General features: G+C 57.5%; 13 protein-coding genes, 1 tRNA gene and 1 other annotated feature. Of the genes, 5 read left to right on the top strand and 9 right to left on the bottom strand.

What is annotated here, in order from left to right:
- Positions 1–360: 360 nt before the first annotated feature.
- Positions 361–1418 (bottom strand): IS3 family transposase gene (locus BI364_RS09500; protein ID WP_407639354.1). Its coding sequence is split into 2 segments (ribosomal slippage): positions 361–1196 and positions 1196–1418, totalling 1059 coding nucleotides; the frame shifts between segments, so codons are not numbered across the junction.
- A 59-nt stretch (positions 1419–1477) separates the two neighbouring features.
- Here BI364_RS09500 and BI364_RS09485 point away from each other — a divergent pair.
- Positions 1478–2706 (top strand): IS3 family transposase gene (locus BI364_RS09485; RefSeq protein WP_156782696.1). Its coding sequence is split into 2 segments (ribosomal slippage): positions 1478–1766 and positions 1766–2706, totalling 1230 coding nucleotides; the frame shifts between segments, so codons are not numbered across the junction.
- Positions 1756–1872, top strand: a sequence feature (AL1L pseudoknot). (Overlaps the previous gene by 117 nt.)
- A 342-nt stretch (positions 2707–3048) precedes the next feature.
- Positions 3049–3125 (top strand) — tRNA-Pro (locus tag BI364_RS09475).
- Between the two features lie 364 nt (positions 3126–3489).
- Here BI364_RS09475 and BI364_RS09470 read toward each other — a convergent pair.
- Positions 3490–4164 carry a hypothetical protein gene (locus BI364_RS09470; protein ID WP_070078531.1) on the bottom strand — a complete coding sequence of 225 codons (675 nt, stop codon included), beginning with the start codon at positions 4162–4164 and terminating at the stop codon, positions 3490–3492.
- A 102-nt stretch (positions 4165–4266) separates the two neighbouring features.
- Here BI364_RS09470 and BI364_RS09465 point away from each other — a divergent pair, with 102 nt between their 5' ends.
- The gene (locus tag BI364_RS09465) at positions 4267–4593 is read left to right on the top strand and encodes a hypothetical protein (protein WP_156782695.1); all 327 of its coding nucleotides are present in this window, start codon (positions 4267–4269) and stop codon (positions 4591–4593) included.
- Between the two features lie 133 nt (positions 4594–4726).
- Here BI364_RS09465 and BI364_RS09460 read toward each other — a convergent pair whose 3' ends face one another.
- The 7 genes from BI364_RS09460 to BI364_RS09430 form a co-directional block, all read right to left on the bottom strand.
- Positions 4727–5464: a hypothetical protein gene (locus BI364_RS09460; protein ID WP_070078529.1), complete on the bottom strand. Its 738-nt coding sequence runs from the start codon at positions 5462–5464 to the stop codon at positions 4727–4729.
- A gap of 10 nt (positions 5465–5474) precedes the next feature.
- Complete coding sequence (locus BI364_RS09455; protein ID WP_070078528.1) at positions 5475–5837, bottom strand: hypothetical protein; 363 nt, start codon at positions 5835–5837, stop codon at positions 5475–5477.
- The gene (locus BI364_RS18340; protein ID WP_322111779.1) at positions 5834–7528 is read right to left on the bottom strand and encodes a DnaB-like helicase N-terminal domain-containing protein; all 1695 of its coding nucleotides are present in this window, start codon (positions 7526–7528) and stop codon (positions 5834–5836) included. Before BI364_RS18340 ends, BI364_RS09455 begins: the two co-directional genes overlap by 4 nt.
- 386 nt (positions 7529–7914) lie before the next feature.
- Positions 7915–8445: an SGNH/GDSL hydrolase family protein gene (locus BI364_RS09445; RefSeq protein ID WP_070078526.1), complete on the bottom strand. Its 531-nt coding sequence runs from the start codon at positions 8443–8445 to the stop codon at positions 7915–7917.
- A gap of 92 nt (positions 8446–8537) precedes the next feature.
- The gene (locus tag BI364_RS09440; protein ID WP_156782694.1) at positions 8538–9041 is read right to left on the bottom strand and encodes a hypothetical protein; all 504 of its coding nucleotides are present in this window, start codon (positions 9039–9041) and stop codon (positions 8538–8540) included.
- 80 nt (positions 9042–9121) lie between these two features.
- Entirely contained in the window at positions 9122–9589 is a 468-nt protein-coding gene (locus BI364_RS09435) for a hypothetical protein (RefSeq protein ID WP_070078524.1), read from the bottom strand.
- Between the two features lie 95 nt (positions 9590–9684).
- Positions 9685–10968, bottom strand: coding sequence for a tyrosine-type recombinase/integrase (locus BI364_RS09430; RefSeq protein WP_070078523.1), 1284 nt, complete (start codon positions 10966–10968; stop codon positions 9685–9687).
- A gap of 1739 nt (positions 10969–12707) precedes the next feature.
- Between BI364_RS09430 and BI364_RS09425 the strand changes: the two genes are divergently transcribed.
- Together BI364_RS09425 and BI364_RS09420 are read left to right on the top strand one after the other, a co-directional pair.
- Positions 12708–14411: an ABC transporter substrate-binding protein gene (locus BI364_RS09425; protein WP_197495658.1), complete on the top strand. Its 1704-nt coding sequence runs from the start codon at positions 12708–12710 to the stop codon at positions 14409–14411.
- A gap of 5 nt (positions 14412–14416) precedes the next feature.
- Positions 14417–15463, top strand: coding sequence for an ABC transporter permease (locus BI364_RS09420; protein WP_070078521.1), 1047 nt, complete (start codon positions 14417–14419; stop codon positions 15461–15463).
- Position 15464: the final 1 nt, after the last annotated feature.

Genomic DNA, 15464 nt, shown 5'->3' with positions numbered 1-15464 from the left:
TCGGATGCACGAATGTGGCGCACCAGATCTTCAGCGCGAGGTCGGAGTGATAATCTCGTTGCTGATCCGTTATTGCCAACACCGGTAGAGGACGTACGAACCGCAATCGTCCTCACCGCGCCTTGATCAGCCCACGTGTCGCGAGCTGGGTATGCATTCCAGTGTCAATCGATGAATGTTGCCAACATACCCGGTATTTTCGCTATCGGTCTTGCTTGTGAGACAGTAACCGTTGAGGAAAGGCCACTCGCCTGTCACCGACCGTTGCCGTGATCTCGCCTGTATCCAGGGTGAATCGATCCTGAAACGATCGCAACAAGGGTAATCCCCCATTTTTAGCGATGTTCAGAAATGGAAGGGTTAAGCCACCAGGGCGAGCTTCTGTTTTGGGGTGATGCCTCCGAGGGCCATGTTTGGCCGTTCGTGGTTGTAGGTCCAGAGCCAGCGGGTGGCGAAGTTTTGGACCTCGTGGATCGACTCGAACAGGTATTGGTTCAGCCAGTCGTAGCGCACGGTGCGATTGTAGCGCTCGATATAGGCGTTCTGCTGAGGTTTGCCGGGTTGGATGAAGTTGAGCGCAATGCCGTGCTTGGCTGCCCAGGCGGCCAGGGTCGTGCTGACGTATTCTGGCCCGTTGTCGCAGCGGATCGCCTGCGGCTTGCCGCGCCATTCGATGACCCGATCCAGTGCGCGCACAACCCGTTCGGCCGGTAGCGAGAAGTCGGCCTCGATGCACAATCCTTCGCGGTTGTAGTCGTCAATGACGTTGAACAGCCGATACGGGCGCCCATCCTGTAAGCTGTCGTGCATAAAATCCATCGACCAGCTCTGGTTGAGCGCCTCGGGCACGGCCAATGGCTCGGGCTTGTCGCGCACGATCCGTCGCTTGGGCTTGATCCGCAGGTTCAGTTCCAGCGCCCGGTAGATGCGGTACACGCGCTTGTGATTCCAGCCAAAGCCCTTGACGTTGCGCAGGTGCAGAAAGCACAGCCCAAAGCCCCAGTTGCGCTGCTTGTGCGTCAGCCGAACCAGCCAGTCGGCGATGCGCGCGTTCTCTTCCGACGGATTCGCTTGATACCGATAGCATGTCTGACTGATCCCAAACGCACGGCAGGCCAGGCCGATGCTGATACCCCGTTGCGCCACACAGTCTTGGGCCCTCTCCCGGCGCGAAGAGGGCCTTACCATTTTCCCTCAAGGGCTTCCTTGCGAATCTCCGAAACCAGACGCTCCTCGGCGTACATCTTCTTCAGCCGCCGGTTCTCGTCCTCCAGCTCCTTCAGGCGGGCCATCAGCGAAGCGTCCATGCCGCCGTACTTGGCCCGCCACTTGTAGAACGTGGCGCTGCTCATGTCGTGCTCGCGGCACAGCTCAGGCACGGGCGTGCCGGCCTCGGCCTGCTTGAGAATGCTGATGATCTGGCTGTCTGAATCGCCCCGGGTTTTGAGGAGGCTTCAACTCTTGAGAGAATGAAGCCATGAACAAGTTGAACAAATTTTCCCCTGAGGTCCGTGAGCGTGCGGTGCGAATGGTCCAGGAGCATCGCGGGGAGTATCCCTCGCTGTGGGCCGCGGTGGAGTCGATCGCCCCGAAGATCGGCTGTTCGGCCAACACCCTGCATGAATGGGTCAAGCGTGTAGAGATCGATGCCGGGTCGCGCGCGGGTACGACCACAGCCGAGGCACAGCACATCAAGGAGCTGGAGCGCGAGATCAAGGAGTTGCGGCGTGCCAATGACATCCTGCGCACGGCCAGCGCTTTTTTCGCCCAAGCGGAGCTCGACCGCAAGCTGAAGTCCTGAACGCCTACATCGACGAGCATCGGGATGCCTATGGGGTCGAGCCGATCTGCCGCGTGTTGCAGGTCGCCCCATCGGCTTACCGGCGTCATGCGGCACGGCAGCGCAATCCGGAACTGCGCAGCGCCAGGGCCAAGCGCGATGAATGGCTGATGCCGCATATTGAGCGTGTCTGGCAGGCCAATATGCAGGTCTACGGTGCCGAGAAGGTCTGGAAGCAGATGAACCGCGAGGACATTGTCGTAGCGCGCTGTACCGTGGAGCGGCTCATGCGTCGCCTGGGCCTGGAGGGCGTACGTCGGGGCAAGATCGTTCGCACCACGACGCCTGACACATCGGTACCTTGCCCGCTGGACAGGGTCAATCGTCAGTTCCAGGCGGATCGCCCCAACCAGCTCTGGGTGTCGGACTTCACGTATGTCTCAACCTGGCAGGGCTGGCTCTACGTGGCCTTCGTCGTTGATGTGTTCGCCCGACGCATTGTGGGCTGGCGTGTCAGCACCAGCATGACCACGGACTTCGTACTCGACGCCCTGGAGCAGGCGCTGTACGACCGACAGCCCAGCTCGGAGGATACCCTGATCCACCACAGCGTCCGGGGCTCGCAGTATGTCTCCATCCGCTACAGTGAGCGGCTTGCCGAGGCAGACATCGCGCCGTCGGTTGGCAGCAAGGGCGACAGCTACGACAACGCCCTGGCCGAGACCATCAACGGACTGTATAAGGCCGAACTTATCCATCGTCGAGGGCCTTGGAAGACGCGGGAATCTGTGGAACTGGCGACCTTGGAATGGGTCTCGTGGTTTAACCATCAAAGATTGATGGGACCACTGGGTCATATACCTCCCGCAGAAGCTGAGGCAAACTATTACGAGCAACTCAACCGTCAAACAGCGGTAGCTGCTTAACTTAAACCAAACAGCCTCCGCGATACCCGGGGCGATTCAGTCCGTGTATCGCGATTTCTTCATGCGGAATCTCCTTACCGGTGAGTATCGGAAAATTCCACTTCTGAACGCTACTACTTTGAGGGGGGATTACCCAAGCGCGGCGACTACGCTCGATACGTGCAAAAGCCTGTTGCACGTCAGCATCTTCGCGTTCTTATGGGTCGCGATGACCGATTGGGCACTGAGGGCCTATCTATCCTAAACCTTCATCCAAATGGTCGACGCTTGGTGACATCGACCGCATGTACGTTAGGAAGGTTTGCCTTGGTCTGTCCGTTCGGGTAATCTCTCGCCTCTTTGCGGGGCGTAGCGCAGCTTGGTAGCGCACCTGAATGGGGTTCAGGTGGTCGGAGGTTCAAATCCTCTCGCCCCGACCAATAAAATCAAGGGGTTGGCGTTTTTCGCGCCGGCCCTTTTTTGTTTCTGGCGCTCCACGTTTACCGTCACGTTTACCAGCGGCGGTGGATAGGCGCAGGTGCTCCAATTATCGGCGCACTCGGTAGAATTGGTAGCGCGGGCAGCGATGATACGAGCTCGGAAAACGCATCGCTCGATAGTAGTTTGATGCAGACGGCGACTACGATTCTTCTGGCTGAAACCCTCACTCTTGCTGGGTTAACGAAAAAGCCTAGAGTTAACTTATTGTGTTAACCGGCTTTTTGCCCCCATAGCTGGGGAAACAACGCAGCTCGCAAATGCCCCTGATGCAAAGTCGCCAGGAGGGACCCAGGACCACCCCATTCATCGGGCCGTGGCCATGGCGCGCGCCAGTTCGCGCCCGAATATTTTGTTGAACCGTCGAGCAATCAAAGACTCAGCAGTGACACGATAGCCAAGTCTAGGTTTGGCAGGATGTGCATCAGCGAAACGGACGAGCAGCGTCAATGTTGATCGATTGCCTGCGATCATATGATGCTTTCCTTTGGTACCCATGTAGCCGCCTTTGCGACGACTGCCATATAGGCCGCGTTGCCAAATGCCATCCACCACATCGCCTGACTTGAATTTGATCTTGCCCACAAACACATCGGGTTTAGACAATAGTTGAGCGAGTCTCTTGCGCGGCAAGTTGCCGTACTTGTTGAGGCGAACATTCTCAGGCTTCAATAGAGCTGAACCGTTGAGCTTGTTCAATCCACCGAACTCGTACGGATAGAGATATGAAGCTGCGACATCGCGCACATAAACCGTCGCACTACGAGACAGCTTGTTGGCCTTGGTCGATCCGATGGATTTCTGGGTAAATGGTGTTGCCGTAGGCATTTTGGTCAGCAAGTTCTTGACCTCGGCTTTTTTCACTTCAACCGCCAATTCAGTCAATGCGCGGCCAGTTGCAAATGGAATCTGCTTGCGCACGAATGCTTCCAGCGACCTCTCGATCTCTTTGAGATTTGACCTTACGGAAATTTCGATCATGCCGCCGCACCTCGCGCCTTAGCAGCTGCAGCATGGATCGCTTTCGCTTGTATATGCACCCTCCCATCTGGATTCTCGCCGCCATCCGGTACAACGTGTGGGATGATCATCGAAGGTATGGGCTCATGCCGATATGAGCTTCGCAGTGGCTGGCGGCGCTGGCGATCGGCTGCTGTTCCTGCGAGAACAAGCTTCGCTTTGTATGCCGACAGGCTGGTGTTGAAGGCCAACGTGCAGGCTGTCGCAAGGGAATCGTGTTCGATACCGGCGGAAAAAATCCGTTTGCACCGTGTGCGCTCATTGATAATTGCGCTTTTGATTTTGGACGCGCTGGCAATCCATGGTCTTGGCGACGCGTCAGGCTTTCTCTGGGGCGATTTCTTGGCCGAATGGCCATTGGGCATCACGGATGCTCCTTTTGCTCTCTGAAGCGGCGTGCGCGGCCTCTTGGCAACCACCGCATGCCCGGGTTGATCGCGTAGGCCACTTGTCCGAATCGGAAAATTTATTTTCATGTTCGTCACCTAGAGTTTATGCGGCCCCGTCGCCGGGGCCACGTTGATCAAATCTCGACGCCCAACTGCGTGAGCTTGTTTATCAAGAAGCCGCGAGCACGTTGGAAGGCATCTCCTGTTACCGCGGCGCGGAAGTCGACCGGCTGATGCTGCGGGCGGTTGGGCTGATTAAGGTATGGCTCGATCTGATCTGGCCATGCACGCGCGCCTCGGGCGGACCATTGGGAACCCAGAGCATTGGCGGCCGCCATCATCGTGAGTGCATTCAACGTCGCATCCAGGGATTTCCTGTATGCGGTTCGACCGGCGTCAAAGTGACTACGGGCAAACTCTATGACAGCATCTGCGAGAATTTTCTCCAGCTGCGCCAATTCATTCGACAGGCTGGCCACCCGCGCCTGTTGCACTGCCATGGCTGCGCGCGCGCCCTCGATCTCACGGATCTCGGCATTTATCTCAGCGACATCAGGTGTCCGATCTTCGAGGTGAGCGTTTCCGACTTCTGCCTGCAGCTGTTGGCGCAGGCGTTCGAGGATGTCATCTTCGGCCGGCTGTTCGATGCGCTCATGGAGTTCATACGTTTGCGCGCCACCCGTTGGACCCCGGTAAATCCGCACAAGGTTTGCCGGGTCGTTTCGAGGGTCGGCCAGCATCTGCTCTACGCGTGTACGTGCAGCCTGTGGTAGCTGGGCGGCTGTCTTAACGTCGGCTAGTTTCTCCTGCGCGATCTGGAGTTCCTCTCGTTTCTGATTGACAGTTTCTGCTGCTTGCTTGATCTCGTGCATGGCTTGCTCCTCATGAAAGGCGGCATCCGCCGCGATAGAATGGTCGGTGTTTGATGTAATCGCGAACAGTGGATCGCAGCTTTGCCAGTGGCATGGCCGCGATTTCTTCCAGGTCATCCAGGTACCAGTCGACTAGGTCGAGCGCGTCGACGTGGAATTCGCGCGCCAGGACTTCCAACTGGCGACGCCCCATGGCTCCGTGGGTGACTTCTTGGCGCAGCCGCCGGAGGCATTCCGTTTTGTGTTCGCGGACTATTGGCGCCCAGCGCTCACGGGCATCCTGCGGGCCGCTGAGGACGATGGTGTCGGGTTCGCGCAGTTGGAGCACAAGTCCTTCTGCAGCGCAGGCTCGGCGGATGGTGTCGGGCGTCATATGGCCACCTCGCCGTCGTCATTTATGCCCGAGTTGCTGGGTTTTGCAGTGTTGGCAGGAATGGCAGAACTACCCACGGAACCACCTCTGTAACCCGCGCCATAGTCCATTTCTGCCAAACCCGCCATTCCTGCCGCGCTATTTTGTACGGGCAGAGATGCAGCACTGTTGGCACTATTGAATGTCCCGGCGGGCAGCGACCATACCGAGGTCTTCTCGCGCCCGAATCCGGAGACGGTGCTCTCGATGCCGAGTTCGCGACGCGCGCGATGGAGTGTGCGCTCGCTAATATTCTCTTTGGCCGCTTCGGTAAGGCATTTTCCTGCGGACTCACCACCACCTGCCAGGAACCTCTTTAGCCAATCGGCGGCCGCATCGAGTGCCGAGGAGCGCGACATATCTTCCTCGGCTACGGTTTCTGCCTCAGTGAGGAGTGTCCGAGCTGTTCCCTCAATCGCGTCGCCTAGCTTGGCTCGAGTCGCGAACAGGCCAGGGTGGTCATCAAGTTCGATGGGTTCAATCTCATAGCTCCACCCGCCGCCATCCGGTCCTATGTTTGATTTCGCGCGTACCACCACGCGTGCGGGGCCTTCCGGATGGTCATCTGGCCGGCGGACCGTGGTTAGAACCACCCGGGCTAGGGCACCAAACGCAATTGAACCAGTGACGCGCTCAACAGGATCACGGCCGGTTGTGCCTTTGGTGAAGTGCGAGATGCCGATCACCGCACAACCGATTCGATGCCCGAGGTCGACCAATGGCGCCAAGGAGCGTCGTACGTCCGAGCTCGCATTTGAGTCGCGGGCAACTAGATTCACGATCGGATCAATGATGAGCATCGCAGGCGGCTCCGGCATGCTGGCCAGAGCCGCTGCCAAAATCGGAATATCGCGCGCGGCGTCGAAACAGCGATCGCCATCTTCCTCACGCACATCACCGACGATGACTATCTTGCTCATATCTGCGCCAGCGGCCTTCAGCCTTGGCACGAGGGTGTCGTGTGGGTCATCCTCGAAACTCAGAATTACTACATGACCACCGGGGGCAGTCGTGCCGTCAGGCCACATGCCGGCGTGGCTTACAATCGCGGCCAATGCCATCAGTAAGGTGGTTTTCCCAGTGCTGGGTGCACCGACAAGAAGGTGAAGTTTGCCGCGAGCGATCCATCCCACCCATAACCATTGAATTGCGGATATTTCTAATTGGTCACCGCGCAGAAGAATGACCGCAGAAGATGTGTTGGCGTACCGAATAGCCACGGCCGTCACGGCACGCTGTGCTTCGTCGAGGATCTCGGTCGAGTCACGGCCGTTAGGATTGAACGCGCTATCGGCGATATGGGTGGCTGCGGCGATAAGGCTTCGCAACCGCGCGCGGTCCCGCACAATCTCCGCATAGGCTTGAATATTGGCCGCACTGGGCGTGTCACGTGCCAGAACGCCTAGATAGGCTAGTCCACCCGTCTGTTCGAGATCGCCCGTGCGCTCTAGAGCTTCTGACAGTGTGATTACATCAAGGGGTTGATTCTGCGAAGCCAGGCGTTTGGCCACCCGGAAGATCAGACGGTGATCGAAGCGGTAGAAATCTTCCTCATATATCCGCTCTGCGACCTGGTGCCAGGTCGAATTGTCCAGCATGAGGCCTCCGAGCACTGCTTGCTCGGCCTCGATAGAGTGAGGTGTAACGCGCACTGGCGCGGGTTGATTAGAGTTTTTTGAGCGCGGATAATTGGCCTCGGTCGACTTCGCCGACAAATCTACGGGCTGAGAGGCCAAATGCCCGCCGTTCCCCCGGCGGGCATTTTTCATGCGGCGCCCTTCGACCGAAGAAAATCAACGAGCACATGCTCGGGTTGCCCACCAATCTGCGCCGTAATTCGAACCGGCTGTGGCAATTCTCCTCGTCTCACAAGGCGCCAATATGTCGCGTAACTGATGCCTAGAAAATCGGCGGACGCTTTGTTGCGCACGAGCCGATCACGGCTCGCTGTTTGACTACTGTTGGTTGTCATATGATGCCCCCGGCTGATAGCGATTGGTAATGCCGGGGCATCATCTGAAAGATGAGCGCGAACCTGCTATGAAGGTTCGCTGTATTTTTTTAGGCGCTTTTGAATCGCTCTAATCCCTAGCCCCACGTCGCTTGCGATTTCTTTGCTGGTGCGCCCTTCTTCAAAGAGCTGTTTTATGCGAGTTTTTAGTTCGTTGTCGGATCGGCGCAGGCCGCTACGAGATGCGTTGGCAGCGCAATGATCCGCGAGTCTTCGTTTCCACCTGTTCCACTCGGATAACGAATCTAGGAATACCTCGTAAATTTCTGGTTGAAACTCCCGCAAGCACTCGAGGCCTGCGCAGTACGCCCAAATCGCCTCTCTCAAGTCGTCCAAGGCGTATGCGCTACTTTTTCTGGGGAGCTCGGGTGGGGGGAATCGATATTCGCACCAGAAGCGAGGGGATACCTGCTTGCGTCTATCAGGCAATAGGAAGGCTCGCCAAGGCTCATAGGGATCGGCATTGAGGACGCGATCTCCGAACACGTCTTTCAGTTCGACGGCGAGTTGAGAAACGCGGGACTGAATGAACTGCAGCGGCAGCTTTGAGTTTGTCATGGCGCCCCTTTCACGCCCCTGTAAGGGGGGGGCCGCGCCAGCCTGCCAGGGAGCAGGTTTTCGGCCCGTCGGCCTAGACGCGGCGCAACAGATTATCGGAGCTGCTGGCTTTTAATTATCCCTTTCTCGCACAGCGCATTTTCGGGTAACTGGACATGCGCTAACGCATCGCGCGCTTCCTGTTCCGTATCGAAGGGACCGGCCAAGGGGTGCATGCGTACGACACCACCGTCAGCCGGAAACTCGCCATGCAGGAATAGCTTTCCTGATCTCTTGTCACACGGAATGTCGGTGGTTACGAAGAACTCAGTTCGAATGACTTGGTCGCCAATGGCGGACTGTTGAATGCTCATGGTGTCGTCCTCATCTATGCCCGACTTGCTGGGTTTGGCAGTGTTGGCAGGAATGGCAGAACTACCCACGGAACCACCTCTGTAACCCGCGCCATAGTCCATTTCTGCCAAACCCGCCATTCCTGCCGCGCTATTTTGTACGGGCAGAGATGCGGCACTGTTGGCACTATTGAATGCCCCGATACACATTGCCCCCCCAGAAGGTGGGTCAAGTAAGGGGTTTGCAGTGTGTTTTTGGGTCATTGTTTCAGTTTCTCCGATTTGAGTGGCCTCGAGCCGGCGTCTTTCTGGAAACGTTCTCATATGGTTCCTCCCGGAGATTGTCAGGCGTCGGGCTCTACGAAATCGACTCCTGCGCTCTTGAGTTGTTCGGCGTAGTGCTCCAATTCAGAGGCGCCTTCGCGCGACTTCTGTGCGATCACGGAGAGAGCGGTGATTGCGTTGCCGATCCCCATGAGCTGATCGCCATGGCTTTCGATGCTATCGCTGCCGAGCGCCGAGAGGACAAAGCCTATTGCCTTAAGCCCATTCAGGGCCTGATCTCCGGCATCGGCGAGCCATCCGGCCGCGGTTTTAGCTCCTCTTCGGTCCGGTCCATAAACGTGGCACATAAGCTTCTTGGAGTACCCGATGGGCGCAGCAGCGCCTAGTAGTTCGACAACATTTTCGAGGGCTCCGTATGTACTCAGGACAAGTTCGCTGCCCGATAGAGGGAACTGAATAGTAGGTCGTCGCTGGACGCTTTCCATGTTGACAGCGCCTGCAGCGGTTGTAGGATTCTCGGTAGCCATGACTCTCGCCTCCTATGTAGGCGGTTTGTGGTCAGGCGTGCCAGGTGTTGCTTCACCTGGTACGCCGCTTTCCCGGATCCGCCGGGCCGGTTTCTTCATTTTGCCTCGGCGATACTCACCACCTTTCGCGCGTTGCCATTCAGCAGCTCATCCAGGTAATCCCCGAGCCGTCGCCAGGCGTCGCGCTTCTCTGCGGTGTATTCGTGCCGTTGGTACGTGCGTTTGATCTTGCTAGGCTCCACATGGTTGAGGCAGCGCTCAATGATTTCAGACAGCACGCCGAGCTCGCCCATGAGTGTCGCGCCGGTGCGGCGCAGGTCGTGGGCCGTCCAGGGGCCACTCGATAGGATCAGAGCACCTGTGGCCTTGGTGCGATTGGACATGGCCACGTCGCGCATCCGGTCACGTAACTGCTTGGTAATGGATTTCGAACACACATGCGCGTTGTCCTTCAAACTCGAGGGTAGGCACCAGCCGCTCCAGTTGGTGCGCGCGTGCAGCACCGTGAACCAGTACCGGGAGTAGGTCGATAGGTAGACGATGTGTTCCTTGGCGTTCTTCGAATTTCCGGCCGGGATGCGCCAGGTGCCGCCCTCGAGGTCGATATCCTCCCAGCGCGCCTGAATCAGTTCGCCCACCCGGCACAACGTCGAAAGCATGATCCATATGGCGGCGATCGTTTGCTGCTCGAAGTTGGCGACCGGCAGCTTGTCACGAAGCTCTACCATCTCATCAGGGCTCAGGATGCGGTCGCGCTCTGTTTCCCGGCCGCCGATTCGTTCCTTGATCACGCTGCGCATGGGATTGGACTCGATCCAATCGCGGGTTTCGCACCAACCCAGGAACTGCTTAAGGTCGCCTAGCACTCTGTTTGCAAGGATGCGGGCGCCTCGGGCGGTGATGCCGTCGAGTATGTCCACCAGATCGCCACGGCAGACGCTTTCGAGGTCGCGATCACCCAGGATGGGCAGTACGTCCTTGCGCATGGCGCGCATGCGTTCGGAACCCCCATCCTTGGTTCCCGCAAGTTCCAGCTCGGCCCAGCGGTTCAAGGCCTGCCCGAATGTGCGGCGGCTCTCACGAGCCTTGCGCTCGGCCTCCCTGGTTTCCTGTTGACGCTTCTGTTCTTCGATGGGGTCGATGCCTTGGTCAAGCAGCTTACGTGCCGCCTGCGCCGCGGTGCGGGCCTCCTTGAGCGTATTGTGTTCGTAGCGCCCCAGTGCCATGACGCGGCGTTGCTCGCCGGCGCGGTACCGGAACTGCCACGCACAGATGCCGCTCGGGTAGAGGCGCAGCTCCAGCCCGTCGCCGTCGCGCAGGTAGACGTCCTTGGCGCCAGGCTTAGCGTTCTCGATTTGCTTGACCGTCAGTTTGCCCATCTACGGACCTCGTTCTGGAGTCCCGGTGGTAAACGTGGCGCTGCAGCGACCATACCACCTCTGATTACGGTAAACGTAGATTCTCACGTTTACCGCCACGTTTACCAGTGGCGTGCTTTTGAGTGATTCTAGCTGAATCGACATGAAACAGCTAATGCATTAAAACCAATGGGTTATATATTTTCCTGGAACGGCATGATTCCCATTGAAAGGGCATTTCGCCTGAATGGGGTTCAGGTGATAGGAGGTTCAAATCCTCTCGCCCCGACCAATAAAATCAAGGGGTTAGCTTTTTTAGCTAGCCCCTTTTTATTTCCGGCGCATCTAGGTTACACCTTAGGTTACCGTTGGCCAGAATCTTGGCCGAATTGTGCGCTTTTTTATGAGCCACAGAAACTTCACCATACAAGGTTCTGACAAGTTACGGCGTGACCCTTTCAGGCTACGGCGCATGTTTTCCTGACCGATGCGACCGTATAACCGCTAGATTGAATCGTTTGACCGCGACAATCACCTGCATCTCAATTCCGCGGTGCTCAAATCCGGGGCCAGCAATCGGGTGGTGGTCAAAGCCATCAAATGCCAGTTGCTCGACCTGTATTTGTTCCTCGCCAGTTCCGGAACTCGACATAAAAAACCATACACTTTTCTAGTTACGCGTGCGGTAACTGCTGTCTGGGATCGGGAGAAATCCTGACCTAGAGAAGAAGTGTTTGCGGAATTTCTGCGGCTACCAAACCTGGTATCGAATTACCAGGGAGCTTGGAAAGGGCAAAACGCCTTTGATGGTCCTCCACGGCGTAGCCGGCGACATGCGACTACGTCAGCAGCGCCAAGGATCTGGCCGTCAGTGGGCGGGGCTGCGATCAGATCGGCAAAATGGCAGATCGACGTATCTGCCAGGTGCTGAGCCGACATTCTGGGCTGTTCCGGACCGTCGATTTCTTCCGCGTCGAACTGTACAACTTTCCACAAACACGGGGTATTGACGGGAGTTTTGCGCTGCTAGGGTAATCCTGGGGAGGCATGTTCGTGGCTGAACATGCAGTCCGTCGTCCAAGGTGGTCTGCTCGCGCTCATTATCGCCAATTTACCACCCCTCGATGGTGCTCTGGTCGAGAGAGGTTCAGCGTTTGCGCACAGCCTTGTCGCAGGAAGAGTGGGAAGCCTTAACACGGAATGAAACGAAGAGTTTGACGCACATCCGATCCCGTCGAGTATCACAAAGTTTCACGAGTGTCCTACGACCGCCACGTTTTCGGATTTAGCCGAGACCGGGTGAGTCGCTCGAACATTTGGGGCCATTCTGGCCTCGGCCAACCCGTTTATCACGCGATGAACGGGCAGAGCGAATTCCAAGTGAGCAGGCCATGATGAATTGGAGTGCCATCGCCCGTCTGGATCGTATTGCAGTGTCGATTTTGTCGTGATTGGGTCATGCGAAAAGGAAATCCTGGTCTGCAAGCCTAGTCTTGCAGGCACGAATGCAGGCTCAAGTTTGGGCGGTGAGGGGGCTTGCCGCATGTAATTGGTGCGCTCGATCGCCCAGATGAACAGCGCGAGCGGAACAAAAACCGATTCCATCTATCAATCACGCGCCTGGGGATTCTGGCATGTAGATTGCTACCGTTTCCATGGCTTCATGGGGGTGGATCGTGCAGGTCATCAAGTCTGTACGGGGCTCTAATTCGAATGTTTTCGATAAGCGCTATCGTTAGAGTTATAGCGAGGAATTTCGTGTGCGAAACATCATTAAATTGAACAAGCGTTTCATGACCGCCCTGGTTCGCGGTTCGGCAATAACCCTGTTGTTCGTTTCCTCGGTTACGCACGCGTCGGAGTTCTGGACGCCTGCTCTAATGGAAAAACATAAGGGCGGCACCTTGCAGCTGGTGGCGCGATCAGCGGCAGGAACGATCGATCCGCAGATCAATTACACATCCGAGTTTTGGCAGATCTACCAGTTCGTCTACGATGGCTTGGTCGCGTTCAAGAAGGGTCCTGGAAACGCCGGCTCTGAGCTTGTGCCCGATCTGGCCGTAGCTCTGCCCATGGCCAAGAGCAGCGGTAAGACCTACGTTTTCAAACTGCGCAAGGGGATCAAATTCTCCAACGGTCAGCCGGTCACGGTCAGCGACGTGGTGGCCTCGTTCCAACGTATTTTTAAGGTGTCTAGCCCGACTTCGGGAACGTTCTACAACAATATCGTCGGCGCGGATAAGTGCCTGAAGACGCCTGCCACCTGTACCCTCGCTGGCGGCGTTGTCGCCGACGCCACGGCAGGGACCATCACCTTCCATCTGACCCAGCCGGATTCAGAGTTCTTCGACAAATTGGCGCTGCCGCATGCCGCTATTTTGCCGGCGTCGACGCCTGACAAGGATGCCGGTACCACGCCGATTCCGGGTACCGGGCCGTATATGATCGCTAACTACAACCCAAACACGGAAATGAAGATTGTGCGCAACCCTTACTTCAAGCAGTGGAGTGTGGATGCGCAGCCGATCGGTTATGTGGACGCGATGGTCTACCACTTTGGTCTGACCGACGAGGCGGAAGTCACCGAGGTGGAAAACGGTCAGGCTGATTGGATGTTCGACCAGCCGCCGACCGATCGCCTGGGTGAAATTGGCACCCGCTATGCGAAACAGGTGCATGTGAGTCCGCTGGAGGCGATTTGGTATGCGCCCATGAACACGCGCCTCGCGCCGTTCAACAACGTGAAAGCCAGACAGGCGCTTAGCTACGCGATCAATCGGAAAGCGGTAGTCAACCTGTTCGGTGGCCCGCGTCTGGGCGAGCCATCTTGCCAGATTCTGCCCCCCGGTTTCCCTGGCTATGAGCCCTATTGCCCCTACACCAAGAATCCAGGCGCGACGTGGAGCGCGCCGAATATGGCTAAAGCCAAGCAGCTGGTGCAGGAGTCCGGCACAGCGGGCGAGAAGGTTACGTTGATCGTCGAGGATACCGCTGTCTCGCGTGCCATCGGCACCTACTTACAGAGCGTGCTAAACGAACTCGGCTACCAGGCCAGCGTGAAGGCGATTTCGCCGAACATCGAGTTCACCTATATCCAGAACACCAAGAACAAGGTGCAGATTAGTCTGACTCAGTGGTACCAAGACTATCCCGCGGCTTCGGACTTCCTCAACGTGTTGTTCTCCTGCGATGCTTTCCATCCGGGTTCGGATTCGTCGGTCAACATCTCGGGCTTCTGCGATCCCAAGATCGATGTGCAGATGCAGCATGCCATGAAGGTGGCCATCACCGATTTGGCAACGGCGAATAAGCTGTGGGCGAAGATCGATAAACAAGTTACGGAACAAGCACCAGCCGCGATTCTGTTCAATCCCAAGCACATCGACTTTGTTTCCTCGCGCGTCGGTAACTATATGTATAGCAGCCAACGCCATTGGGTCATGTCGCAGGCTTGGGTGAAATAGGCGGTATGGGTGAGGACAAGTTCTACGGGGACGGCGGCGTCCCCGCAGCCCGCCCGCGGCGCATGAGCCGCGGGCCGTGGGCAACGGCGTGGCGCAAGCTGCGCCGCGACCGCGCCGCGATGATGGCGATTGCGTTGCTCGCCATCATCGTCGTCCTATGTTTGTCTGCACCGCTGTATGCCACCTACGTCGCCAAGAGCAATCCGTTCCAGTCCAACCTGAGTGGCAGTTTCATACTCGATGGCAAGATGGTGGCGGTAATGCAGCCATCGACCACAGGCCTCGGTCTGGGCGTCACGCCGCTCGGCCCGACTTGGCAGTTGGGCCCATATATGCTGGGTGCCGATGACCAGGGTCGCGACGTCGCCGCCAGGCTGCTTTACGGCGGGCTCAACTCGTTGCTGATCGGCACCATGTCGACCCTGATCTGCCTGTTTCTGGCCGCGCTGCTGGGCACTTTTTCAGGTTTTTTCGGCGGCGTGGTCGACACCGTCGTCTCCCGTCTGCTCGATGTGTTGTGGGCTTTTCCGATCTTCTTTCTGGCGATTTCTCTGTCCATCGTGCTGATCAACAAAAGCATCAGTTTCGGCCCGATCACGATCAATTCTGGCAGTCTGTGGCTGCCGATACTCATCGTTGGCATCGTCTACGTGCCTTATGTCGCACGGCCGATCCGTGGCCAAGTGCTGTCACTCAAGCAGAGCGAGTTTGTCCTCGCCTCCATCGGTTTGGGTGTGCCCGCGCACCGCATTCTGCTGCGTGACATCCTGCCCAACGTCAGCACCACGATTATCGTCTTCGTGCCGTTGATGATGGCGTTGTGCATCCTCACCGAATCGGCGCTGTCCTTCCTGTCCATCGGCGTGCAGCCGCCTGCGGCCAGTTGGGGCACCATCATCCAGGACGGGCAGAACCTGCTGTATACACGCCCGCTGGTGGCGGTCGCGCCGGGTGTGGCCATCGCGCTGACCGTGCTGGCGCTCAACGTCCTGGGCGACGGCGTACGCGACGCGCTCGATCCGCGTTCCAAAGTACGCATCCGGGTGGGCTGAG

Source organism: Acidihalobacter yilgarnensis, assembly GCF_001753245.1.
GTDB classification, from domain to species: domain Bacteria; phylum Pseudomonadota; class Gammaproteobacteria; order DSM-5130; family Acidihalobacteraceae; genus Acidihalobacter; species Acidihalobacter yilgarnensis.
Note: the sequence above shows the minus strand (reverse complement) of the source record. Positions and strands in the feature narration are given on the sequence as shown.

What these genes read in the sequence shown, in the direction of transcription:
- BI364_RS09440 (WP_156782694.1), bottom strand. Translation starts at nt 9,041, where the DNA reads ATGACCCAAAAACACACTGCAAACCCCTTACTTGACCCACCTTCTGGG.
- BI364_RS09420 (WP_070078521.1), top strand. Translation starts at nt 14,417, where the DNA reads ATGGGTGAGGACAAGTTCTACGGGGACGGCGGCGTCCCCGCAGCCCGC.
- BI364_RS09445 (WP_070078526.1), bottom strand. Translation starts at nt 8,445, where the DNA reads ATGACAAACTCAAAGCTGCCGCTGCAGTTCATTCAGTCCCGCGTTTCT.
- BI364_RS09430 (WP_070078523.1), bottom strand. Translation starts at nt 10,968, where the DNA reads ATGGGCAAACTGACGGTCAAGCAAATCGAGAACGCTAAGCCTGGCGCC.
- BI364_RS09455 (WP_070078528.1), bottom strand. Translation starts at nt 5,837, where the DNA reads ATGACGCCCGACACCATCCGCCGAGCCTGCGCTGCAGAAGGACTTGTG.
- BI364_RS09470 (WP_070078531.1), bottom strand. Translation starts at nt 4,164, where the DNA reads ATGATCGAAATTTCCGTAAGGTCAAATCTCAAAGAGATCGAGAGGTCG.
- BI364_RS09435 (WP_070078524.1), bottom strand. Translation starts at nt 9,589, where the DNA reads ATGGCTACCGAGAATCCTACAACCGCTGCAGGCGCTGTCAACATGGAA.
- BI364_RS09465 (WP_156782695.1), top strand. Translation starts at nt 4,267, where the DNA reads ATGATCATCGAAGGTATGGGCTCATGCCGATATGAGCTTCGCAGTGGC.
- BI364_RS09460 (WP_070078529.1), bottom strand. Translation starts at nt 5,464, where the DNA reads ATGCACGAGATCAAGCAAGCAGCAGAAACTGTCAATCAGAAACGAGAG.